The 23,204-nt window shown below is 73.3% G+C and carries 21 protein-coding genes; 15 read left to right on the forward strand and 6 right to left on the reverse strand.

The window, feature by feature from the left end; translation table 11 throughout:
- Positions 1-11 precede the first annotated feature (11 nt).
- On the reverse strand, positions 12-416 hold the full coding sequence (locus GA0070616_RS05455) for a YjbQ family protein (protein WP_175439988.1): 405 nt from the start codon (positions 414-416) through the stop codon (positions 12-14).
- Between the two features lie 271 nt (positions 417-687).
- Here GA0070616_RS05455 and aceE point away from each other — a divergent pair, with 271 nt between their 5' ends.
- From aceE to GA0070616_RS05470, 3 genes are all read left to right on the forward strand, one after another.
- Positions 688-3,426 carry a pyruvate dehydrogenase (acetyl-transferring), homodimeric type gene (gene aceE / locus GA0070616_RS05460; protein WP_091077261.1) on the forward strand — a complete coding sequence of 913 codons (2,739 nt, stop codon included), beginning with the start codon at positions 688-690 and terminating at the stop codon, positions 3,424-3,426.
- Positions 3,427-3,680: 254 nt separating this feature from the next.
- A complete protein-coding gene (locus GA0070616_RS05465) occupies positions 3,681-4,970 on the forward strand; it encodes a choice-of-anchor B family protein (protein WP_091077264.1) in 1,290 nt (429 codons plus the stop codon).
- Complete coding sequence (locus tag GA0070616_RS05470; protein ID WP_091077268.1) at positions 4,967-5,923, forward strand: hypothetical protein; 957 nt, start codon at positions 4,967-4,969, stop codon at positions 5,921-5,923. The genes GA0070616_RS05465 and GA0070616_RS05470 overlap by 4 nt, the downstream gene beginning before the upstream one ends.
- Before the next feature lie 126 nt (positions 5,924-6,049).
- Here GA0070616_RS05470 and GA0070616_RS05475 read toward each other — a convergent pair whose 3' ends face one another.
- Positions 6,050-6,496, reverse strand: coding sequence for an SRPBCC family protein (locus GA0070616_RS05475; RefSeq protein WP_091077272.1), 447 nt, complete (start codon positions 6,494-6,496; stop codon positions 6,050-6,052).
- A 190-nt stretch (positions 6,497-6,686) separates the two neighbouring features.
- On the opposite strand from GA0070616_RS05475, the gene GA0070616_RS05480 reads away from it, so the two are divergent.
- From GA0070616_RS05480 to gltX, 3 genes are all read left to right on the forward strand, one after another.
- Complete coding sequence (locus GA0070616_RS05480; RefSeq protein ID WP_091077276.1) at positions 6,687-8,036, forward strand: GH1 family beta-glucosidase; 1,350 nt, start codon at positions 6,687-6,689, stop codon at positions 8,034-8,036.
- The gene (locus GA0070616_RS05485; protein WP_091077280.1) at positions 8,033-9,310 is read left to right on the forward strand and encodes an MFS transporter; all 1,278 of its coding nucleotides are present in this window, start codon (positions 8,033-8,035) and stop codon (positions 9,308-9,310) included. The genes GA0070616_RS05480 and GA0070616_RS05485 overlap by 4 nt, the downstream gene beginning before the upstream one ends.
- A gap of 91 nt (positions 9,311-9,401) precedes the next feature.
- Positions 9,402-10,811, forward strand: a complete 1,410-nt coding sequence (gltX, locus tag GA0070616_RS05490; RefSeq protein WP_091077283.1) for a glutamate--tRNA ligase — start codon at positions 9,402-9,404, stop codon at positions 10,809-10,811.
- Between the two features lie 58 nt (positions 10,812-10,869).
- Here gltX and GA0070616_RS05495 read toward each other — a convergent pair whose 3' ends face one another.
- Positions 10,870-11,502 (reverse strand): copper resistance CopC family protein, encoded by a 633-nt coding sequence (locus GA0070616_RS05495; RefSeq protein WP_091077286.1) that lies wholly within the window; start codon positions 11,500-11,502, stop codon positions 10,870-10,872.
- 253 nt (positions 11,503-11,755) lie between these two features.
- Between GA0070616_RS05495 and GA0070616_RS05500 the strand changes: the two genes are divergently transcribed.
- Positions 11,756-12,403: a hypothetical protein gene (locus GA0070616_RS05500; protein ID WP_091077290.1), complete on the forward strand. Its 648-nt coding sequence runs from the start codon at positions 11,756-11,758 to the stop codon at positions 12,401-12,403.
- A 34-nt stretch (positions 12,404-12,437) separates the two neighbouring features.
- Here the strand turns inward: GA0070616_RS05500 and GA0070616_RS05505 are convergent, their stop codons facing one another.
- The 3 genes from GA0070616_RS05505 to GA0070616_RS05515 form a co-directional block, all read right to left on the reverse strand.
- Complete coding sequence (locus tag GA0070616_RS05505; RefSeq protein WP_091077294.1) at positions 12,438-13,364, reverse strand: NADP-dependent oxidoreductase; 927 nt, start codon at positions 13,362-13,364, stop codon at positions 12,438-12,440.
- A gap of 35 nt (positions 13,365-13,399) precedes the next feature.
- Complete coding sequence (locus GA0070616_RS05510; RefSeq protein WP_091077298.1) at positions 13,400-13,783, reverse strand: hypothetical protein; 384 nt, start codon at positions 13,781-13,783, stop codon at positions 13,400-13,402.
- 134 nt (positions 13,784-13,917) lie between these two features.
- Positions 13,918-14,463, reverse strand: a complete 546-nt coding sequence (locus tag GA0070616_RS05515) for an orotate phosphoribosyltransferase (RefSeq protein WP_245712668.1) — start codon at positions 14,461-14,463, stop codon at positions 13,918-13,920.
- Positions 14,464-14,569: 106 nt separating this feature from the next.
- Here GA0070616_RS05515 and GA0070616_RS05520 point away from each other — a divergent pair, with 106 nt between their 5' ends.
- The 8 genes from GA0070616_RS05520 to GA0070616_RS05555 all read left to right on the forward strand — a co-directional run bounded on the left by GA0070616_RS05520 (position 14,570) and on the right by GA0070616_RS05555 (position 23,078).
- The gene (locus GA0070616_RS05520) at positions 14,570-15,805 is read left to right on the forward strand and encodes a sensor histidine kinase (RefSeq protein ID WP_091077303.1); all 1,236 of its coding nucleotides are present in this window, start codon (positions 14,570-14,572) and stop codon (positions 15,803-15,805) included.
- Positions 15,802-16,464: a response regulator gene (locus GA0070616_RS05525; RefSeq protein ID WP_091089960.1), complete on the forward strand. Its 663-nt coding sequence runs from the start codon at positions 15,802-15,804 to the stop codon at positions 16,462-16,464. Before GA0070616_RS05520 ends, GA0070616_RS05525 begins: the two co-directional genes overlap by 4 nt.
- A 103-nt stretch (positions 16,465-16,567) precedes the next feature.
- Entirely contained in the window at positions 16,568-17,902 is a 1,335-nt protein-coding gene (locus GA0070616_RS05530; protein WP_425412985.1) for a PucR family transcriptional regulator, read from the forward strand.
- A 78-nt stretch (positions 17,903-17,980) separates the two neighbouring features.
- Complete coding sequence (locus tag GA0070616_RS05535) at positions 17,981-19,150, forward strand: acyltransferase domain-containing protein (RefSeq protein ID WP_091077312.1); 1,170 nt, start codon at positions 17,981-17,983, stop codon at positions 19,148-19,150.
- Positions 19,147-20,091: a beta-ketoacyl-ACP synthase III gene (locus tag GA0070616_RS05540; RefSeq protein ID WP_091077314.1), complete on the forward strand. Its 945-nt coding sequence runs from the start codon at positions 19,147-19,149 to the stop codon at positions 20,089-20,091. Before GA0070616_RS05535 ends, GA0070616_RS05540 begins: the two co-directional genes overlap by 4 nt.
- 78 nt (positions 20,092-20,169) lie before the next feature.
- The gene (locus GA0070616_RS05545; protein ID WP_007072348.1) at positions 20,170-20,409 is read left to right on the forward strand and encodes an acyl carrier protein; all 240 of its coding nucleotides are present in this window, start codon (positions 20,170-20,172) and stop codon (positions 20,407-20,409) included.
- Position 20,410: 1 nt separating this feature from the next.
- Positions 20,411-21,637, forward strand: coding sequence for a beta-ketoacyl-ACP synthase II (gene fabF, locus GA0070616_RS05550; RefSeq protein ID WP_091077318.1), 1,227 nt, complete (start codon positions 20,411-20,413; stop codon positions 21,635-21,637).
- 22 nt (positions 21,638-21,659) lie between these two features.
- Positions 21,660-23,078, forward strand: a complete 1,419-nt coding sequence (locus tag GA0070616_RS05555; RefSeq protein WP_091077321.1) for an acyl-CoA carboxylase subunit beta — start codon at positions 21,660-21,662, stop codon at positions 23,076-23,078.
- Positions 23,079-23,204 lie beyond the last annotated feature (126 nt).

The following is a 23,204-nucleotide window of genomic DNA, read 5'->3' on the forward strand; positions in this document are numbered from 1 at the left end:
CCGCGCACGGGTCAGCCGGGCAGGAAGGAGAACCGGACCTGCCGTTCCGGGTTGTCGCCGTTGGTGTCGACGAGGCAGATCGACTGCCAGGTGCCCAACGCCAGTCGCCCGTCCAGCACGGGCAGCGTCGCGTACGGGGGCACGAAGGCCGGCAGCACGTGGTCACGTCCGTGGCCCGGGGACCCGTGGCGGTGTCGCCACCGGTCGTCGGTGGGCAGCACGTCGTCCAGCGCGGTGAGCAGGTCGTCGTCGGAACCGGCACCGGTCTCGATGACGGCCACCCCGGCCGTGGCGTGCGGCACGAACACGTGCAGCAACCCGTCGCCCTGCCCGCTGACGAACCGCTCGGCCTCCGCGGTGATGTCCCGGACGGTCGGCCGGGATCCGGTCCGGACGCTGATCACCTCACTTCGCATACGACGCATTCTGCCCCAGGCGCCCGGGTCACCGACCACCCTGGCCCGCTCCCGTCGCCCGCACGGCGGGCAGGGGCGTCGTCCCACCGCCGGCCGAGGGACCGGGGAGCCGGGCGGGCGCGTCCGGCGGAGGGGCCCATTCGTCGCGCAAAGTTACTGATGGGTACCTGTGTCGAGCGTCGCGTCTCGGGCCGGTGGACGTGACGGCGGGTGCCACCAGGGGGCAGGATGGCGCTAGAGACCTATCCCACACGAAACCGAGGGAACGCCTGTGGCTACGGAACGCAAGCGCCCGGTGATCACCGCTGGTCTGCCGAGCCAGCTTCCGGACATCGACCCTGAAGAGACCGGCGAATGGGTCGAGTCGCTCGACGGTGTCATCGACGAGCGCGGGGCCAAGCGGGCCCGCTACGTGATGCTGCGCCTGCTGGAGCGGGCCCGCGAGCGCCAGGTCGGGGTGCCGTCCCTGACCACCACGGACTACATCAACACCATTCCGCCGGAGCGGGAGCCGTGGTTCCCCGGCGACGAGCACGTCGAGCGGCGGATCCGGGCGTACGTGCGGTGGAACGCGGCCATGCTGGTGCACCGCGCGCAGCGGCCGGAGATCGGCGTCGGCGGGCACATCTCCACCTTCGCCAGCTCCGCCTCGCTGTACGAGGTGGGCTTCAACCACTTCTTCCGGGGCAAGGACCACCCGGGCGGCGGCGACCACATCTTCTACCAGGGTCACGCCTCCCCCGGCATGTACGCGCGGGCGTACCTGGAGGGTCGCCTCTCCGAACACCAGCTCGACGGTTTCCGGCAGGAGCTGTCGCATCCGGGCGGCGGGCTGCCGTCGTACCCGCACCCGCGGCTGATGCCGGGCTTCTGGGAGTTCCCGACGGTCTCGATGGGCCTGGGTGGGCTGAACGCGATCTACCAGGCCCGGTTCAACCGGTACCTACAGCACCGGGGCATCAAGGACACCTCCGACCAGCACGTCTGGGCGTTCCTGGGCGACGGCGAGATGGACGAGCCGGAGACGCTGGGCGCGATCGGGGTGGCCGCCCGCGAGGAGCTGGACAATCTCACCTTCGTGATCAACTGCAACCTGCAGCGCCTCGACGGCCCGGTCCGGGGCAACGGCAAGGTGATGCAGGAGCTGGAGGCGTTCTTCCGGGGAGCCGGCTGGAACGTGATCAAGGTGGTCTGGGGCCGCGAGTGGGATCCGCTGCTGGCCCGGGACACCGACGGCGCGCTGGTGAACCTGATGAACACCACGCCGGACGGCGACTACCAGACCTACAAGGCGGAGTCCGGGTCGTACGTGCGGGAGCACTTCTTCGGTCGTGACCCGCGCACCCGCCGGATGGTCGAGCACCTGTCCGACGACGAGATCTGGAACCTCAAGCGCGGCGGGCACGACTACCGCAAGCTGTACGCGGCGTACAAGGCGGCCATGGAGCACGCCGGCCAGCCGACCGTCATCCTGGCGAAGACGATCAAGGGTTGGACGCTGGGTTCGCACTTCGAGGGCCGCAACGCCACGCACCAGATGAAGAAGCTGACGCTGGAGGACCTGAAGACCTTCCGCGACCGCCTCTACCTGGACATCCCGGATTCGGCGCTGGAGGAGAACCCCTACCTGCCGCCGTACGTGCACCCGGGCAAGGAGTCCGACGAGATGCAGTACCTGCACGAGCGGCGCAAGCAGCTCGGTGGCTACCTGCCGTCGCGGCGGACGACCGGCAAGACGCTGGCCATCCCGGGCAGCGAGCGGTTCGCCGACATCAAGCGCGGCTCGGGCAAGCAGAAGGTGGCCACCACGATGGCCTTCGTCCGGCTGCTCAAGGACCTGATGAAGGACAAGGAGTTCGGCAGGCGCTGGGTGCCGATCATCCCGGACGAGGCGCGCACCTTCGGCCTGGACTCGATCTTCCCGACCGCGAAGATCTACTCGCCGCACGGTCAGCGGTACACCTCGGTCGACCGGGAACTGTTCCTGTCGTACAAGGAGTCCACCGCCGGGCAGATCCTGCACGAGGGGATCAACGAGGCCGGTTCGGTCGCCTCGTTCACGGCGGCCGGCTCGTCGTACGCCACGCACGACGAGCCGATGATCCCGATGTACATCTTCTACTCGATGTTCGGCTTCCAGCGCACCGGTGACGGCTTCTGGGCGGCGGCCGACCAGATGACCCGCGGTTTCGTGCTGGGCGCCACCGCCGGGCGCACGACGCTCAACGGCGAGGGGCTCCAGCACGAGGACGGCCACTCGCTGCTGCTGGCGGCCACGAACCCGGCGGTCGTCGCGTACGATCCGGCGTTCGCGTTCGAGATCGCGCACATCGTGGAGAACGGCCTGCACCGGATGTACGGCGCGGAGCAGGAGAACGTCTTCTACTACCTCACCGTCTACAACGAGCCGATCCACCAGCCCGCCGAGCCCGAGGGCGTCGACGTCGAGGGCATCGTCAAGGGCCTGCACCGCTACTCCCCCGCCCCGCAGGTCGACGGCCCGAAGGCGCAGCTGCTGGCATCCGGCACGGGCGTGCAGTGGGCGTTGAAGGCACAGCAGCTGCTGGCCCAGGACTGGGGGGTGGCCGCCGACGTGTGGTCGGTGACCTCGTGGACGGAGCTGCGCCGCGACGCGGTGCTCTGCGAGGAGCACAACCTGCTGAACCCGGGCGCGGAGCAGCAGGTGCCGTACGTGGCGCGGAAGCTGGCCGACGCCGAGGGCCCGAAGGTCGCGGTCAGCGACTGGATGCGCGCGGTTCCGGACCTGATCTCGCGTTGGGTGCCGGGTGACTGGACGTCGCTGGGCACCGACGGGTTCGGCATGTCCGACACGCGGCACGCTCTGCGCCGGCACTTCCACGTGGACGCCGAGTCGGTGGTGGTCGCGACGTTGCGGCAGCTCGCGCTGCGCGGCACGGTGGCGGCCACCGTGCCGGCCGAGGCGGCCAAGAAGTACGCGATCGACGACGTCAGCGCCGCCCCGGTGGGCGAGACCGGCGGCGACAGCTAGGCGGGGAGCCACCCGGGGGCCCGACGCGGTGCACACCGCGTCGGGCCCCTGCGCGTACGCCCGGTGGTATGACGCAGCCGGTATCGATGGCCGTCTTTCGCCCGTAACATCTCGCATCCACAATTCTCGATAGGCGTCCAGGGGTCCGCGCTCCCGCGCGGGCACCCGGGTCGGCCGGTGGATCTCCCCCGTCGCGCCCGTCCACCACCGGCCGGGACGCCCCGCCGAACCGGCGCGACGGAGAGAAGGTGCACATGCGAGTCGTCCGGATCGGTATCGCCCTGGCGGTCGGCACCCTGGCGGTGTCGATGCTGGGGCCGGGTGCGCCATCGGTGGCGCACGACCCCGCCACCCCCGCCGGGCGGGCCTCGGCGCAGGAGTTCATGGCGCAACGTGAGCCCAGCCAGCCCCTCGCCGCCGCCGCGGCGGCGACCTGCACGAACGGCCAGGCGGCCGGCTACCCCTGCCGCAACGTCGACCTGCTGTCGTTCATGCCGCTGTCCACCATCGGCGGCAGCCAGGCCAACGACATCTGGGGCTGGACCGACAGCGCCACCGGCAAGGAGTACGCCCTCGTCGGGCGGCGCAACGGCACCTCGTTCGTCGACGTGTCGAACCCGACCTCGCCGGTCTACCTGGGCAACCTGCCCGCCTACCAGAACCGCAGCGCCGTGTGGCGGGACATGAAGGTCTACCGTGACCACGCGTACATCGTGGCCGACGTGTCCGGGCACGGCATGCAGGTGTTCGACCTGACCCGACTGCGCGGGGTCACCTCGCCGCGCACCTGGTCGGCCGACGTGCACTACAGCCGGTTCGGCAACTCGCACAACATCGCCATCAACGAGCAGACCGGCTACGCGTACGCGGTGGGCACGAACACGTGCAGCGGCGGCCTCCACATGATCGACATCCGTACCCCCCGGTCTCCCGCGTACGCGGGCTGCGTCAGCAACGACGGGTACACCCACGACACCCAGTGCGTGGTCTACCGGGGGCCGGACTCGGCGTACAACGGTCGGGAGATCTGCGTCAACTCCAACGAGGACACCGTGACCGTGGTCGACGTGACCAACAAGTCGGCGCCCCGGCAGCTGTCGCGCATCGGCTACTCCGGCCGCGCGTACACCCACCAGGGTTGGTTCACCGAGGACCAGCGGTACTTCCTGCTCGACGACGAGCTGGACGAGTCGCGACGCGGGGTGAACACCCAGACGTACATCTGGGACCTGGCCGACCTGGACGCGCCCCGGCACATCGGCACCTACAGCGCGCCCTCCGGCGTCCGGGCCACCGACCACAACCAGTACGTCAAGGGCAACTACAGCTACCAGGCCAACTACCGGGCCGGGCTGCGGATCCTGGACGTGCGCAACGTGTCGAGCGGCCGGGCCACCGAGGCCGGCTACTTCGACATCTACCCGTCGAGCAACAGCGCCTCGATGAACGGAGCGTGGAGCACGTACCCGTACTTCCCGAGCGGCATCGTGGTGGTCAGCGGCATCGAGCAGGGGCTGTTCGTCCTGCAGCCCCGGTTGCCGTGACGGCGACCAGCGACCGGCGACTGTCGGTGACCGCGCACACCGACCACGTCGAGGGGGCGTCCCAGCCGGGGCGCCCCCGCCCCGCCGACCCGACCGGACCGCCGGCCCCGGCCACCGGCCGCGCCTGGCGTCACGTCGCCACGGCGCTGGTGCTCGGCCTGACCCTCGCGGTCGGCTTCTTCGCCGGCCGGGCCGGTGACACCGCCGGCGGGCCGGTCCGGGCGGCGGCGCCCGACCCCACCGCGCACCTCGGCCACGGGCCCGGCGGGCTGGAGGTGTCCCGCGACGGCTGGACGTTGGCGATGGACACGCCGAGGCTGACCGTCGGGAAGCCGGGCGAGCTGGTGTTCCGGATCACCGACCCCACCGGCGCGGCGCTGACCACGTTCAAGGAGAACCACGAGCGCCGGATGCACCTGGTGGTCGTGGGCCGGGACCTGGCCGGCTACCAGCACGTGCACCCGCAGATGTCCCCGGACGGCACCTGGCGCGTCGCGGTCACCCCGGCCGCGCCCGGCCCGCTGCGCGCCATCGCGGACTTCTGGCCGGAGGGTGCGCCGGCGCAGGTGACGCTGGGGGTGGACGTGCCGGTGCCCGGTCGGTACGCGGCAGGGCCGCTCGCCCCGCCCGAGGAGACGATCCTGGTGGACGGCTACACGGTCACCCTGGACGCCGGACTGCGTGCCGGCGAGTCCAACCAGGTGCTGGTCTGGCTCGGGCGCAACGGTCAGCCGGTCAACGACCTGCAACCACACCTGGGGGCGTACGGGCATCTCGTGGCGCTCCGCCAGGGCGACCTCGCCTACCTGCACGTGCACCCGGCGGCGGCCAGCCAGCCCAGCTCGGTGGTGGCGTTCGGCGTCACGGTGCCGTCGGCGGGCACGTACCGGTTGTTCTTCGAGTTCCGCCATCTCGACAAGGTGCACGTCGCCGCGTTCACCGTGACGGTGTGAGCCGGCGACGGCGCGATCCGGCGACGAGGGTGCGGGGCGGCGGCGCACAGCGGCGGCGGCCCGGGTGTTCCTGGCGGGAACACCGGGGCCGCCACCGTCGCGGGTGACGCCAGGACGTCGGCCCGGTCAGCCGACGGCGGCCAGATCGGTCAGCCGGGCGAGCGAGTCCTCCAGGTCGGCGCCGACCCGACGCAGGCCGAGGCGGAGCAGGGCGGCCTTGACCGGGCCGGCCGGCCAGCGTACGACGATGAGCCGCACGACCGTCCCACCCTCCTCCTCGTCCGCGGTGAGCTGGACGTAGATCTCGGTGCGCGCCTCCGCTCGGGCACCGGCACCCTTGGCACGTTCGCGCCAGCCGATCAGGGTCGGCTCCTGGTAGGCGATCACCTCGGCCTCATGCGCCGCGCCGCGACCGGCCTGGACCAGCTGTCGCCGGCCGAAGCCCTCCCCCGAGAGCACCTCGGCCGCGCGGACCCCCGCCAGCCAGGCCGGCAACTGCTCGGCGCGCTGCACGACGTCCCAGACCACTTCCACCGGCGCCGCCACGTGCGCACTGCGTTCCACGAGGATCATTTCCGTCTTCCTCCAGTGAGGACATCCCACGATATTTGCCACTGTATGCGCAAAAACGGACGTACTGGGACGTGTTTGGAAAAGACACGCCGAAACCCATTGCGCTTCCATCCGCCACGGCCTATGGCGCGAATGCTCGACGCGCCCTAGAGTCGCGAACACGTTTCGCGTTCGATCCCGGGAGGACGCAATGTCGACCGCACCACCGCCCCAGTTCCCCGCCGGCTTCCGGTGGGGCGTGTCCACCTCGGCCTACCAGATCGAGGGTGCCGCGACCGAGGACGGCCGTGGACGGTCCGTCTGGGACACCTTCGCCCACACCCCGGGGCGGATCGCCGACGGCAGCACCGGGGACGTGGCCTGCGACCACTACCACCGGCACGCCGAGGACGTCGCGCTGCTGGCCGGGCTCGGCGTGTCCGCCTACCGGTTCTCCGTCGCCTGGCCCCGCGTCCAACCGGACGGCAGCGGCGCGGTCAACCCCGCCGGCCTGGACTTCTACGAACGGCTCGTCGACGACCTGCTCGCCCGGGGCATCGACCCGGTCGCCACCCTGTTCCACTGGGACCTGCCCCAGCGGCTGGAGGACGCCGGCGGCTGGCTGGCCCGCGACACCGCCCACCGCTTCGCCGAGTACGCCGACCTGGTCGCCGCCCGCCTCGGCGACCGGGTGAAGCTGTGGATCACCCTCAACGAGCCGTTCATCCACATGAGCCTCGGCCACGGCACGGGTAAGCACGCCCCCGGCCGCACTCTGCTGTTCGACGCCTTCCCGGCCGCCCACCACCAGCTGCTCGGCCACGGGCTCGCCGTCGCCGCCCTGCGGGCCCGCAGCGGCAGCCCCGTCGCCATCGCCAACAACTACTCGCCCGTGCGGGTCGTCGGCGACACCGGGGCGGACGTCGCGGCGGGTGCGGCGTACGAGGCGCTGCACAACCGGCTGTTCACCGACCCGCTGCTGGGCCGGGGTTACCCCGAGGAGCTGGGCTTCGACCAGACCCCGGTACGTGCCGGCGACCTCGACACGATCGCCGCGCCGCTGGACGTGCTGGGCGTGAACTACTACAACCCCACGGGGGTACGCGCCGCCGCCGACGACTCGCCCCTGCCGTTCGAGCTGGTGCCGCTGGAGGGCTACCCGCGCACCGCGTTCGACTGGCCGGTCGTGCCCGACGGGCTGCGCGAACTGCTCGGCTGGCTGCACCGCACGTACGGCGCCGCACTGCCGCCCGTGCAGATCACCGAGAGCGGCTGCGCGTACGACGACGCCCCCGACGCCGAGGGCCGGGTGCCCGACCCGCACCGGATCGCCTACCTCGACGGGCACCTGCGCGCCCTGCGCGCCGCGCTCGACGACGGGGTGGACGTCCGTGGGTACTTCGTCTGGTCGTTGCTCGACAACTGGGAGTGGGCCGAGGGCTTCACCAAGCGCTTCGGCCTGGTGCACGTCGACTTCGCCACGCAGGCGCGCACCCCGAAGTCCTCGTACGCCTGGCTGCGCGAGGTGATCGCGGCCTCCCGCCGTGGGCCCGACCGGTGACCACCGTCGACCCCACGCCGGCATCGTTGCCGGCGGCCCTCGCGGAACCGGCGCTGCCGGTGCGGCGTGGCTGGGTGGCGCTGCTCGCCGCCGCGAACCTCGGGGTCTGGATGGCGTTCTTCACCCCGATCCAGGTGCTGCTGCCGCAGCAGGTCGGCCGGATCGTACCGGCCGACAAGGAGGCCGCCCTCGCCCTGGTCACCGGCCTCGGCGCGCTCGCCGCCGTGATCGCCAACCCCCTCGCGGGCGCGCTGTCGGACCGCACCTGCCTGCGGCTGGGCGGACGCGAGTTCGGCCGCCGGCACGTCTGGACCGCCGGCGGGGCCGTGCTCGGGGCGGCGGCCCTGGCGCTGCTGGCCCAGCAGCGCACCGTCGTCGGGGTGGCGCTGGCCTGGGTCGCCGCGCAGGTCTGCTTCAACGCGATGCTGGCCAGCCTGACCGCCGCGGTGCCGGACCGGGTGCCGGTCGTCCAGCGCGGCGCGGTGTCCGGCTGGGTGGGCATCCCGCAGGCCTTCGGCCTGGTGCTCGGGGTGGTGCTGGTGACCGCCCTGGTGACCGGCAACGCCGCCGGCTACCTCGCGGTCGGGGCGGCCGTGCTGCTGCTCGCGCTGCCGTTCGCGCTACTCACCACCGACGACCCGCTGCCGCGCGCGCACCGGCCCGCGCTGCGCCCCGGCGCCCTGCTCGCCTCGATGTGGGTCTCACCCCGCCGGCACCCCGACTTCGGCTGGGCCTGGATCACCCGCTTCCTGGTGCAGCTCGGCAACGCCCTGGGCACCCTCTACCTGCTGTACTTCCTCACCGACGAGGTGGGGGTGGCCGACCCCGAGGGCGGCCTGCTGGTGCTGATCCTGCTGTACACCGTCGGCCTCGCCGCGACCGCCGTGGTGGCCGGACGGCTGTCGGACCGCTCCGGCCGGCGGAAGATCTTCGTGATCGCCTCCGGGGTGGTCATGGCGGCGGCGACGGTGCTGCTCGCCGTCGCGCCGGTCTGGCCCGTGGTCATGGGGGCGGCCCTGCTGCTCGGCGCCGGCTACGGGGTCTACCTGTCCGTGGACGCCGCCCTGATCACCCAGGTGCTGCCGCACGCCACCAACCGGGCCAAGGACCTCGGCGTGATCAACATCGCGAACTCGGCGCCCCAGGTGCTCGGGCCGGCGATCTCCGCTCCGATCGTGGTGCACCTGGGCGGCTACCCGGTGCTCTACGCGGCCACCGCGGTGGTGACGCTGCTCGGCAGCGCCCTGGTGGTGAAGATCCGCTCGGTGCCCTGACCCGCGCTCGGGCGACGGCCCCGGGGCGGCGGCGGGCCCGGGGGCGGCCCCCTGGGCCGAATGCGGTCGCGGCCGGCCGTAGGCTGGGGGCGTGACGGTACGTGTGCGCTTCGCCCCCTCCCCGACCGGTATGTTCCACGTCGGCGGTGCCCGCTCGGCGCTGCAGAACTGGATCTACGCCAAGCAGCAGGGCGGTGTCTTCGTGCTGCGCGTCGAGGACACCGACGCGGCGCGCAACAAGCCGGAGTGGACCGAGGGCATCCTGTCGGCGCTGGACTGGATCGGCATCGCCCGCGGCAGCTACGAGGGCCCGTACTTCCAGTCGCAGTACGCCGGTGAGCACCGCGCCGCAGCGCAGCGGCTGTACGACTCCGGCCGGGCGTACCACTGCGACTGCACGCGGGAGGAGGTGCAGGCGCGCACCGGCTCCCAGTACACCGGGTACGACGGCTTCTGCCGCGACCGGGGACTTCCCGCCGGTGAGGGGCGCGCCCTGCGCTTCCGCACGCCCGACGAGGGGACGACCGTGGTGGTCGACCTGATCCGCGGCGAACCGACCTTCGAGAACAAGCTGATCGAGGACTTCGTCATCGCCCGGGGCGACGGCTCGCCCGTCTTCCTGCTGGCCAACGTCGTCGACGACATGACCATGGGCATCACCCACGTGATCCGCGCCGAGGAGCACCTGCCCAACACACCCAAGCAGCAGCTGCTGTGGGACGCGCTCGGGGTGAAGCCTCCGGTGTGGGCCCACGTGCCGGTGGTGGTCAACGAGAAGCGGCAGAAGCTGTCCAAGCGCCGCGACAAGGTGGCCCTCGAGGCGTACCGGGAGGAGGGCTACCTCGCCGCCGCGATGCGCAACTACCTGATGCTGCTCGGCTGGGCCCCCTCCGGCGACCGGGAGATCGTCCCCTGGTCGGTCATCGAGGACGAGTACCGGCTCGAGCAGGTCAACCCGGCACCGGCCTTCTTCGACGAGAAGAAGCTACGGGCGTTCAACGGGGAGTACATCCGCGCGCTGCCGGTCGACGAGTTCGTGGCCGCCTGCCAGCCCTGGCTCACCGGCACCGGCACCATCGCGCCGCCGCCGTGGCAGCCCGACGAGTTCGACGCGCGTGTCTTCGCCGCCGTGGCACCGCTGGCCCAGACCCGCATCGCGGTGCTCAGCGAGATCGTGCCGAACGTCGACTTCCTGTTCCTGGCATCCCCCCTGATCGACGAGGCCGCCTGGGCGAAGGCGATGAAGGAGGGCGCGGCCGACCTGCTCGACGCGGCGATCACGGCGTACGAGGGGCTGACCTCCTGGAACGCGGAGACCCTGAAGTCGACGCTGGAGGCGGTCGGCGCGGAGCGCGGCCTCAAGCTGGGTAAGGCACAGGCCCCGGTGCGGGTCGCGGTCACCGGCCGCACGGTCGGGCTGCCACTGTTCGAGTCCCTTGAGGTGCTCGGCCGCGAACGCACCCTGGCCCGGCTGCGCGCCGCCCGGCTCCGCCTGGTCTGACCACACCGTCCACGGGCAGGTCGCGGGTCACGATCCGGCGGGCGGAGGGCTTCCCCGGTCAGCGGCGTGCCCTGCGGCGACGGAGCAGGAACCCGCCCGCGAGCACGGCGATCAGGGCCACCCCGCCCCCGGCCGCCCACCACCAGCCCCGCCCGGCCGGCTCGCCCCCGCCGGCAGAACCGACGGCGCTGTCGGGGTCGGTGGCCGGCGGCTCGCTCGGCCCGTTCTCGGACGGGCTGGGCGCGGGGGTCGTCGACGCGGCGGGGGTCGAGGTGACACTCGACGCCGGTTCGGCGGGGGTACCCGTGGTGAGCGTGAAGCGGACCTGCCCGGAGACCGGGTGCCCGTCGCTGGACACCACGCGGTACGAGACGATGTAGAGCCCTGCCGCACCCGGGGTGAACGGCACGCTGACCCGGTTGCCCGACACCGTCGGTGGCCCGCCGGCAGCCGCCACGTTGTCCGGCCCGGTGACCGTGACCTTCGTCGTGGCCGGGTCGGCTCTGGCCAGGAACCGCAGTTCGATCCGCTGCGGAGCGGTCGCCACCCGGGCGCCGTCGCGCGGATCGCTGCCGGTCAGCGCGTTGTGCGCGACCGCCGGGGCCGCCGGCAGCAGCACCGCCGCCGCCGCCAGCAGCACACCGAGCACGACCGGCCAGGTCCGTGCCGCCCGTGCGACCCTGCCGCTCATGGGATCTCCTTGGCAGACCCTGCCCCTCATGTGTTCTCCTTGGTGAAGGTAAGATCGACCGCTGATCTACATCCGCTCATTGGTCGGGTCGAGATCCCAGATAGTTCCAAATACTGTTCCACCAGCTGCAACCGATCGACGTTCCGCGGAGTCTTTGAGGTAGGCATCCGGCCTGACGGCAGGGTCACCTACGCCGATCTTCCAACGCGTGACCTGCAGCACAGCCAGCCATCGAACGGGGCGAGGAGGCGGCATGGTCCAACGGACGAGGCGATTGGTCGTACTGGTGGGCGCGCTGGCGGCGATGCTGGTGTCGCTCGGTCTGACCGGGCCGGCAGGCGCGGCGCCGAAGGCCCCACCGGCCGGAGTGGACATCACCGGCGAGGGCATCGACGAGCCGCTGCGGCTGCACGCCGACACCCATCCGGCGGAGGTCGTCGGGGTCATCGAGCAGGTCAACTTCCTCGGCCGGGTCGGGTACTCGAAGGGTCCGAAGGCGGACACCCTCGGTCCGAAGTACACGGTCGTGGTGCTCGCCGGTGACGTCGCGAAGCAGACCTACGACCTCTACCCGAAGGCCGAGGGCGGTCCACGGGTCTTCCGGCCGGCCAAGCAGCCGGACAACCGCAAGACCGCCGCCGCCTGGTTCCTGGGCCGGCTGGACATGTCCGAGAAGCTGCGGGTCGCCGGGGTGCCGCTGGAACGCACGTACGACACGATCAGCGGTGGTGTCGGCGGCGGCGAGCGGATCATTCCGGAGGACGCGGTCAACCCGGCGCGGGACATCGACGAGGCCCTCGGCGAACTCCAGCGTCTGCTGCTACTGAACGTCGCCGTGGTGCTGGTCATCACCGCCGGCCTCGCCGGCATCGCGCTGCTGGTCCGCCGCCGGACCCGCTGACCGCCGCCGGCTGGCGTGGTCGGCGGGCGAACGGCTAGACCTCCAGCACGACCTTGCCGCGGACGTGTCCCGTCTCGACCATCCGGTGCGCGTCCGCGGCCTGCTCGAGGGGAAAGACGCGGTCCACGTGGACGCGCAGGCGACCCGCGTCGACCAGGCCCGCCAGGACGGTCAGGTCGGCGGTGGACGGCTTCACGAACACGTAGCTGCCGCCGAGCCGGGTGACGTGCTCCGGGTCGGCGACGGAGACCAGCCGCGCCGGCCGGACCAGCAGCCGCGCGGAGACCTCCAGCGCCAGCCCGCCGAACAGGTCGAGAGCCACGTCCACGCCGTCCGGGGCGACCTCGCGGATCCCGTCGAGCAGACCCGCCTCGTAGCTGACCGGCTCGGCGCCCAGCGACCGGACGAAGTCGTGATGGGCCGCGCTGGCCGTGCCGATCACCCGGTCGGCGCCGAGCGCCCGCGCGATCTGCACCGCGAGGTGCCCCACGCCACCGGCCGCGCCGTGCACCAGCACCGTGTCGCCCGCCCCGGTGCGGGCCAGCCGCAACGCCTGGTACGCGGTCAACCCCGCCAGCGGCAACCCGGCCGCCTCGGCCCAGGACGCCCGGACCGGCTTGTCGGCCAGCGTCCGTTCCGGGGCGGGCACCAGTTCGGCGTACGTGCCGTGCTGGACGTGGTCGCGCCGCACGTACCCGACGATCTCGTCGCCGACGGCGAAGCCGGTCACCGCCGGGCCCACCGCAGCCACCACTCCGGACGCGTCCCAGCCCGGCACGAGCGGGAAGTGGGTCGGCAGCGCCCCGGCGAGTTGCCCCTCGCGGACCTTCCAGTCGACCGGGTTCACCCCGGCGGCGCGGACCGACACCAGAACCGTGTCCGGGCCGACCGGAGGATCCGGTAGTTCCCGAAGGGCGAGCAGGTCAGCGGGCCCGTACCGGTCGATCGCGATCGCCTTCACGCCCTCACGCTAGCGGCCGGAGGGCCGTCAGCGGGTCAGCACCAGCGGCGCGGCGGCCGTTCCCGCCGGACCGCCCGGTGGCGCGGGCGGACGGGGCCGTGCCGGTGTCCCCCGGCCCAGCCCGGCAGCTCACTGCGGCACCCCTGACCAGCCGACTCCGCCTCCTCGGGCACGGCCCGACGGTCGAGGGAGGGCTCGGCGGCGCGTTGGCGGGGCAGCGTCAGGTCGTTCTCCCACGCGGGCCCGTCGTCGCCCCAGGGCCGCCCGGGTTCGTCGTCCACCCGCTCGCCGACCGACTCCGGAGGGTGGGCGACACCCGTCGCCCACCGGGGGTGCTTGCCGCCCGAGGGCTGGTCGTGGTGGCCCGGCCGGCAGGGTTCCCCCTGGGCGCAGCCGTGCTCGGCCTCCCCGTGCGCCATCCCGGTCTCCTCACGCTCGCCACGCCCGCCGGGTGGTGGCCCCGGCGTGCCCTGACACCGTACTGGCCGGGTCGGACAGGCCGTGCAGGGCGTACCGGGTCGGCACGGCAGTGGGGGACACGGCCGGCGGGCCGTCAGCCCACCCGGTGGGCGTCCAGGTCGGCCCGGGTGAGCAGGGCCCGCAGGGCGATGCCGTGGCCGGCCAACGCCTCGGCGCCGCCCTCGGCCCGGTCGATCACGCACAGCGCGTGCTCGACGCGGGCCCCCAGGTCACGGAGCTGCCCGGTGGAGATGACGACCTGGCCGCCGGAGGTCACCACGTCCTCGACGACCAGCACCTGCCGGCCGGCCACCTCGGCCCCCTCGGCGAGCCGGGCCGTGCCGTACTCCTTGGCGGCCTTGCGCACGAAGGCGCAGGGCAGGCCCGTGTGCCGGCCCAGGGCGGTGACCACGGGGATGCCGCCCATCTCCAGTCCGGCCAGTACCTCGGTGCCCGCCGGCACCAGGGCCGCCAGCCGCGCGGCGACCCGGTCGAGCAGGCGCGGGTCGGCCTCCAGCCGGTACTTGTCGAAGTACTCGGACGCGACCCGGCCCGACCGGAGCACGAAGCGTCCGGTGAGGCGGCAGGTGGCGTCGATCTCGCGGGCCAGGGCGGTCAGTTCGGTGTCGATGTCCGTCACGGGTGGTCATTGTGGCAGGAGCCCGGCGGTGTCCCTCGTTCGACGGAGCCCGGACGGCCGGTGACCTCCTCCCCCGGTGGGCAGCCGACTGTGGTGGGATCGGGCCATGGGACTGCCGCCGTGGCTCGGCCCGGACACGGCCGGCCGTGACACCGCGCTGGCCGGCGCGTCGGCGGCCGGTGGCCTGGTGATGTACGGCCTGGGCACCCAGCCGCAGGTGGACTGGCGGCCCGACGTGCCGAAGCCGCTGTTCCTGCTGCCGCTGGCCGCCGTCTGCGTGGCCGTCGGGCTGCGCCGGGTGGCCAGCCGGGGCAGCCTGGGCCTGGGCACGGCGGCGGTGGTGGCCGATCTGGGGCTGGGTGGGTCGCTGGCCACGATCCTGGTCTACACGCAGGTCCTCTACGACGCCTGCGTCTTCGGTTCGGCGCGCACCTGGCGGCGGCTGCTGGCGGCGACCGTCGGGCTGAGTGTGCTCGGCGTCGGGCTGGGCGTCACGCTGACCGGCGACTGGCGCGGGGTGGGATTCGGGGCGCCGGTGGTGCTGGCCGGGGTGCTGCCGGTGCTGACCGGGCTCAGCGTGCGGCAGTACCGGGACCAGGCCGCCACCGAACGGGCCCGGGCCGAGCAGACCGCCCGGCTGGTGGAGCTGGACCGACGGCAGGCGGTCGCCGCCGAACGCGCCCGGATGGCCCGGGAGCTGCACGACGTGGTCGCCAACCATCTCAGCGCGGTGGCCATCCACGCCACCGCCGCGCTGTCGGTGCCCGGTCTGGACCGGGCGCAGGTCACCCGGGCGCTCACCGTCATCAGGGAGAGCAGCGTGCAGGGACTGGCGGAGATGCGGCAGATGATCGGGCTGCTCCGGGAACCGGCCGAGGGGACGGCCGCCGACGCGACGGAGGGGGCGACCCGGGCCCGGCTGGGTGAGCTCGACCGGCTGCTGGCCCGGGCGGGGGAGGTCGGACTGACCGTGCGGGCCCGGACAGTCGGCGAACCCGCGGCGCTGCCGGTGGGGGTGGACCTGGCCGGGTACCGGCTCGTGCAGGAGTCGCTAACCAACGCGGCGAAACACGGCACGGGCGAGGTCGACCTGGTGGTGGCGTACGAGCCGGGGCGGGTGGTGCTGACCGTGGAGAACGCGGTACGCGGCGGGCCGGCGGGGCTGCCCGGGGCGGGTGCCGGGCTGATCGGCATGCGCGAACGCGCGGTGCTGCTGGGCGGGGAGTTCCGCGCCGGTGCCGAGGGCGGCCGGTGGCGGGTCCGGGCGGTGCTGCCGACCCGTGCGGCGGACGGGACGCCGCCGCCCGCCGCACGGCTCGACGGCGGGCCGGTGTCCCGGTGACGGTGCGGGTGGTGCTGGCCGACGACCAGCCCGCGGTGCGGGCCGGGCTGGCGCTGATCCTGTCGGCCGCCGCGGACGTGGAGGTGGTGGGTGAGGCCGACGACGGCGCGGCGGCGGTGCAGCTGTGCCGGGCGCTGCGCCCCGACGTGGCCGTGCTCGACGTGCGGATGCCACGGCTGGACGGGATCTCGGCGACCCGGGAGATCGTCGGTGGGCGGACGGCGGACGTGCTGGTGCTGACGACTTTCGACGTCGACGAGTACGTCTTCGGGGCGCTGCGGGCCGGGGCCGCCGGGTTCCTGCTCAAGGACACCGACGCCGGGTCGCTGGTCGCCGCCGTCCGCACGGTCGCCCGGGGTGAGGGGTTCATCGCCCCGGCGGTGACCCGCCGGCTGATCACCGCTTTCGCGGCGACCGCGCCGGAGCCCCCGGCGGCCACCCGGGCGGCGGTGGCGGCACTGACGCCCCGGGAACGCGACGTGCTGGCCTGCCTGGGGCTGGGCCTGTCCAACCACCAGGTCGCCGTCCGCCTGGGAATGGCGGAGAGCACGGTCAAGACACACGTCAGCCGGATCCTGACCAAGCTCGACCTGCGCAGTCGGGTGCAGGCCGCGATCCTGGCCCAGGAGCTGGCCCTGCCCGTGCCCCCACCCGCCTGACCGGCCCCCACCCGCCTGACCGGCTCCCGCCCCATGGCCCGCCCCGGCCGGTCCGGGCGCCCGGCCGGGTCTCGTTCGCCGACGGCAGGACGTCGCGGCCGAGCTGACCGGTCGACGGTCCTCCGCTCCGCCGGGCAGCCGGCCGCCCCGCGTACCGGGGCAGGTCCCGACGTGCCAGGCTAGGGCGGTGAGCGAGCCGGGCGGGACCGAGCTGGCGGCCACGCTGCGCCGCATCGAGCGGGCGGCCGGGGCGCTGGCCACCGCGAGCGTGTCCCGGATGGACGACAGGCTGCCGTGGTTCCGTGAGCTGCCGGCCGACCAGCGCTCCTGGGTCATGCTGGTGGCACAGGCCGGCGTCCGCTCGCTGGTGCAGTGGCTGAGCTACGGCGGCGGCAGCGCCGAGGAGGGCACCCAGGAGGTCTCGGACGAGGTGTTCGCGACCGCGCCGCAGGCCCTGGCCCGGTCGATCAGCCTCCAGCAGACGGTCGCCCTGGTCAAGGTCACCATCGACGTGGTGGAGGAGCAGGTCGGCCACCTCGCGGTGGAGGGCGAGGAGCAGCAGCTGCGGGAGGCGGTGCTGCGCTTCTCCCGCGAGATCGCCTTCGCCGCGGCGCGGGTGTACGCCCGCGCCGCCGAGTCGCGCGGCTCGTGGGACGCCCGGCTCCAGGCCCTGCTGGTGGACGCGCTGCTGCGCGGCGACTCCCCGGACGTGCTGGCCAGCCGCGCGGCGGCGCTGGGCTGGACGGACGCGCCGCCGGTGGCGGTGGCGGTGGGCCGGTCCCCCGGTGGCGAGGTCTCGGCGGTGCTGCACACCGTCTACCGGCAGGCCCGGCGGATCGGCGCGGAGGTGATCGGCGGGGTGCACGGCGACCGCCTGGTGATCGTGCTCGGCGGCGTGGCCGACCCGGTGGCGGCGACCGGCAAGCTGCTCACCGCGTTCGGTGACGGCCCGGTGGTGGTCGGCCCGGCGGTGCCGAGCCTGGACGAGGCGACCGAGTCGGCGCGGGCCGCGCTGGCCGGCTTCCGGGCCGCCCCGGCGTGGCCGGCCGCGCCGCGTCCGGTGCCGGCCGGTGACCTGCTGCCCGAGCGGGCGCTCGCCGGGGACACGGAGGCACGCCGGCGGCTGCGTCACGACGTGTACGCGACGCTGGTCCGCGCGGGCGGGGAGCTGCTGGAGACGCTGGACGCCTTCTTCGCGGCGGGCGGGACGCTGGAGAGCGCGGCGCGGACGCTGTTCGTGCACCCGAACACGGTCCGCTACCGGTTGCGGCGGATCTCGGAGGTGACGGGCTTCTCCCCGCTGGTGCCCCGGGACGCCTTCGCGTTGCAGGTGGCGCTCACGGTGGGGCGACTCGATCCGGTGACCCAGCCCCAGACACTGCTCCCGGCCGCCGGTAGAAGACCGCAGAACGGCGATGAGACCCGCCGATCTTTGTAGGATCCCTCCAAAGGTCCTAGTGCGGTTTGGTGGCGGTCCGCACAGCGCTACCCGCCCGTATCCAGGAGAGTCATAGACGTGCTCGCCGTACTCTCGCCCGGCCAGGGTTCCCAGAAACCCGGCTTCCTGACCCCATGGCTCGACCTGCCCGGCACGGAGGCGCGGCTGCGCTGGTGGTCCGCGCTGGCCGGCGTCGACCTGGTACACCTGGGCACCGACGCCGACGCCGACGAGATCAAGGACACGGCGCTCACCCAGCCGCTGCTGGTCGCCGCCGCGCTGCTCGCCGCCGAGCACCTGCCCATGTACGACGTGACCCTCACCGCCGGCCACAGCGTCGGCGAGCTGGGCGCGGCCGCGCTGGCCGGCGTGCTGCCGGCGGAGGCGGCGATCACCCTCGCCGGGGTCCGCGGCCGGGAGATGGCAGCCGCCTGCGCCCTGGAACCGACCGGCATGGCCGCTGTGCTCGGCGGGGACCCCGACGAGGTGCTCACCGCGCTCGCCGCCCACGGGCTGCACCCGGCCAACCGCAACGGCGCCGGTCAGGTCGTGGCCGCGGGCTCGGTCGACGGCCTGGACAAGCTGGCCGCCGAGCCGCCCGCGCGGGCCCGGATCGTCCGGCTCCGGGTGGCGGGCGCGTTCCACACCCCCTACATGGCGGCCGCCGAGTCGGCCCTCGCGGCGGTGGCCGCGGGGATCACCCCCACCGACCCGGCCCGGATCCTGTTGTCCAACCTCGACGGCGCCGCCGTCACCCACGGCCGGGAGATGGTGCAGCGGCTGGTCCGCCAGGTCGTCTCACCCGTGCGGTGGGACCTGTGCGTGGCCACCATGGCCGACCTCGGGGTGACCGGCGTGCTGGAGCTGCCGCCCGCCGGGACTCTCGCCGGCCTGGTCAAGCGCGAACTCAAGGGCAACGGCGCCCCGGAGATCGTCACCCTGAACACCCCCGACGACCTGCCCGCGGCCCGCGACCTGATCGCCCGGCACGGGATGGCCCCCAGTCACGAGCCGACCATGCAGTTCCGCGTCGTGGTCGCGCCGTCGGCGGGCAACTTCGCGCCGGCTCCGGACGTGGCGGAGGGCGACGACGTCCGCGTCGGCCAGGCCATCGGTCAGGTCGTCACCCGGCAGGGACCGGTCGAGGTGACCGCCCACGACAGTGGCGTGCTCACCGAGTGGCTGGCCCACCACGACGACCCGGTCGCCCCGGGTCAGCCGCTCGCCCGCATCGGAGGTCACTCATGACCGGGAGCCGCATCCTCGCGCTGGGGCACTACCAGCCCTCACGCGTGGTGACCAACGACGAGATCGCCCAGCTCGTCGAGACCAACGACGAGTGGATCCGCGACCGGGTGGGTGTGGTCACCCGGCGCATCGCCGGCGACGAGACGGTGGCCGACATGGCCGCCGTGGCCGCCGGCAAGGCCCTGGCCAACTCCGGCCTGACCGCCGCCGACATCGACCTGGTCGTGGTGGCCACCTGCACCTCCGTCGACCGCAGCCCCAACGTGGCCTGCCGGGTGGCGGCCAAGCTGGGCATCAGCGCGCCCGCGGCGTACGACATCAACACCGCCTGCTCCGGGTTCGCCTACGCCCTCGGCACGGTCGACCACGCGGTCCGGGCCGGTGCGTCGCGCCACGCCCTGGTCATCGGGGCGGAGAAGCTGTCGGAGTTCGTCGACTGGACGGACCGTTCGACCTGCATCATCTTCGGCGACGGCGCCGGTGCCGCGGTGGTCACCGCGACCGCCGAGGGCGAGCCCGCCGGGATCGGTCCGGTGGTGTGGGGATCGGCGCCGGAGAAGGGCGACGCGGTACGCATCGAAGGCTGGCGCCCGTACGTGGCGCAGGAGGGCCAGTCGGTCTTCCGGTGGGCCACCACGGAGCTGGCGCCGCTGGCCCGGCAGGCCTGCGAGCGGGCCGGCGTGCACCCGTCGGAGCTGGCCGCGTTCGTCCCGCACCAGGCGAACACCCGAATCATCGACGGCATCGCCAAGCGGCTGGGCATCCCCGACGCGATCATCGCGAAGGACATCGTCGAGTCCGGCAACACCTCGGCGGCGAGCGTGCCGCTGGCCCTGTCCAAGCTGGTCGAGCGGCGGGAGGTGCCCTCGGGCGCGCCCGTGCTGCTGTTCGGCTTCGGCGGCGGCCTGACCTACGCCGGTCAGGTCGTCCGCTGTCCCTGATGCCCCTCCGGCCCGCCCGGAGAGCGACGGTCGGCGTCGTCGACCGTCGAGTAACCCCGATGAGAGGAACCCACCGTAATGACCCGTGACGAGATCACCGCCGGCCTCGCCGAGATCCTCGAAGAGGTTGCCGGGGTGAACCCGGACGACGTGGCCGAGGGGAAGTCCTTCACCGACGACCTGGACGTCGACTCGCTCTCGATGGTGGAGGTCGTGGTGGCCGCCGAGGAGAAGTTCGGCGTCAAGATCCCCGACAACGAGGTGCAGAACCTCAAGACCGTCGGGGACGCCGTCAGCTACATCGAGGCGCAGTCCTGAGATGAGTCGCACCGACGTCGTCGTCACCGGGCTCGGCGCGACCACCCCGCTGGGCGGGGACGTCGCGTCGACCTGGGACGCCATGCTCGCCGGCCGCTCCGGGGTGAGTGCGCTCACCCAGGAGTGGGCCGGGCAACTGCCGGTCCGGATCGCCGCCCAGCTCGCGGTCGATCCGGCCGGCCTCATCGACCGGGTCAAGCTGCGCCGGCTGGACCGCTCCGAGTCGATCGCGATCATCGCCGCGCACCAGGCGTGGGCGGACGCGGGGCTGGCCGACTCCGGGCTGGACCCGGAGCGGCTCGGCGTCAGCGTCGGCTCGGGCATCGGCGGGGCGCTGACCCTGCTGGCCCAGGACGACATCCTGGAGGCCTCCGGGCCGCGGCGGGTCTCCCCGCACACCATCCCGATGCTGATGCCCAACGGCCCCGCCGCGTGGGTCGGGCTGGAGTTGGGCGCCCAGGCCGGCGTCCACTCGGTGGCCAGTGCCTGCGCGACCGGCGCGGAGGCCATCGCGCTGGGCATGGACATGATCCGGGCCGGCCGGGCAGACGTGGTGGTGGCCGGCGGCACCGAGGCGGTCATCCACGCGCTGCCGATCGCCGGCTTCTCGTCGATGCGGGCGATGTCGACCCGCAACGACGACCCGGAGCGGGCCTCCCGCCCGTGGGACAAGGGCCGCGACGGCTTCGTGCTGGGCGAGGGCGCCGGCATCCTGGTGCTGGAGCGGGCCGAGCACGCCACCGCGCGTGGTGCCCGGATCTACGCGCGTCTCGCCGGGGCGGGCATCACCTCCGACGGCTACGACATCGTCCAGCCGCATCCGGAGGGTGCCGGCGCGATCCGGGCAATCTCGAAGGCGATCACCGACGCGGACATCGCCAAGATGGACATCGTGCACGTCAACGCACACGCCACCTCCACGCCGGTGGGTGACCTGGCGGAGATCACCGCGCTGCGGACGGCGCTGGGTGACCACCCGGTGCTGACCGCCACCAAGTCCATGTCCGGTCACCTGCTGGGCGCGGCGGGGGCGTTGGAGTCCATCGCCACCATCCTGGCCATCCGGGACGGCGTCGTACCTCCGACGATCAACCTGGACGACCCGGACGACAGTCTCACGCTGGATGTGGCCGCCAACAAGGCGCGTCACCTGGAGATCCCCGCCGCGCTGAACAACTCGTTCGGCTTCGGCGGACACAATGTGGCTCTCGTCTTCACGCGGGCCTGAGACCACAGCCTTGGAGGCTCACGTGACCACCACCGTCGTCGGCGCGGACACCACCGTCGTGGACCATCGGGATCCCGAGGTGCGGCTGCGGTCGTTGCTCGACGCCGGTACGTTGCGGTTGCTCGCGCCGCGGGACACGTCGGGTGTGTCGTGGGCACGCGGCGAGATCGACGGCACGCCGGTGGTGGCGTATGCCACGGATGCCACGCGGATGGGCGGGGCGATGGGCACCGAGGGGTGTCGGCACATCGTGGACGCTATCGACACCGCGGTGCGGGAGCGGGTGCCGGTGCTCGGGTTGTGGCATTCCGGTGGCGCCCGGTTGGCCGAGGGTGTGATCGCGCTCGACGCGGTGGGGCAGGTGTTCGCCGCGATGGTGCGGGCCTCGGGGCGGGTGCCGCAGATCTCGGTGGTCCTCGGTCCGGCGGCCGGTGGTGCCGCGTACGGGCCGGCGTTGACCGACATCGTGGTGATGAGCGGCGCGGGCCGGATCTTCGTCACCGGCCCGGAGGTGGTGCGCAGCGTCACCGGTGAACAGGTCGACATGGAACGCCTCGGCGGCCCCGAGCCGCACGGCCGGCGTTCCGGGGTCGTGCACGTGACCTGCGCCGACGACGACACGGCCCTGACCGAGGCACGGAAACTGGCCGCGTTGCTGGGCCGCCAGGGGCGGCTGAGCCCCGACGACGTGACCGACGCCGCCGGCCACGACCTCGCCGCCCGGATGCCGGCCGAAGCCAACCGGGCCTACGACGTCAAGCCGGTGGTCACGGCTCTCCTCGACGCCCCCGGCGTGGAACTGCACGCCAAGTGGGCACCGAACGTGGTGACCACCCTCGGCCGCTTCGCCGGACGCACCGTCGGCGTGATCGCCAACAACCCGCTCCGCCTGGGCGGCTGCCTCGACGCCTCCAGCGCCGAGAAGGCCGCCCGCTTCGTGCGCATGTGCGACTCCCTCGGCGTGCCCCTGATCGTCCTCGTCGACGTCCCCGGCTACCTGCCCGGCCTCGGCCAGGAGTGGGACGGCGTCGTGCGCCGCGGCGCGAAACTCCTGCACGCGTTCGCCGAAGCCGTCGTGCCCCGCGTCACCCTCGTCACCCGCAAGGCCTACGGCGGCGCCTACATCGCGATGAACTCCCGTTCCCTCGGTGCGACCGCCGTGTTCGCCTGGCCCCACGCCGAGGTCGCCGTCATGGGCGCCAGCGCCGCCGTCAACATCCTGCACCGCAAGAGGCTCGCCGCCACCCCGGCCGAGGAACGCGACACCCTCCGCGCCCAGCTCGTCGCGGAGCAGACCCGCGAGGCCGGCGGCGTCAACCGCGCCCTCGAGATCGGCGTCGTCGACGACGTCATCACCCCCGCCGAAACCCGACGACGCATCGCCGAGGCGCTCGCCACCGCTCCCGCCGCCCGCGGTGCGCACAGCAACATCCCGCTGTAGCCGGCCGCACCGGAACAGGGCCCGCGCTCCGTCGAGCGCGGGCCCTGTTCCCTCACCACCTGCGGCACGGTGCGCCTTCCCGGGCTCCGAGTGCCGCGTCACGCCGCAGGTGGCGGTGTCCTACCG

This window comes from Micromonospora nigra, assembly GCF_900091585.1.
GTDB classification, from domain to species: domain Bacteria; phylum Actinomycetota; class Actinomycetes; order Mycobacteriales; family Micromonosporaceae; genus Micromonospora; species Micromonospora nigra.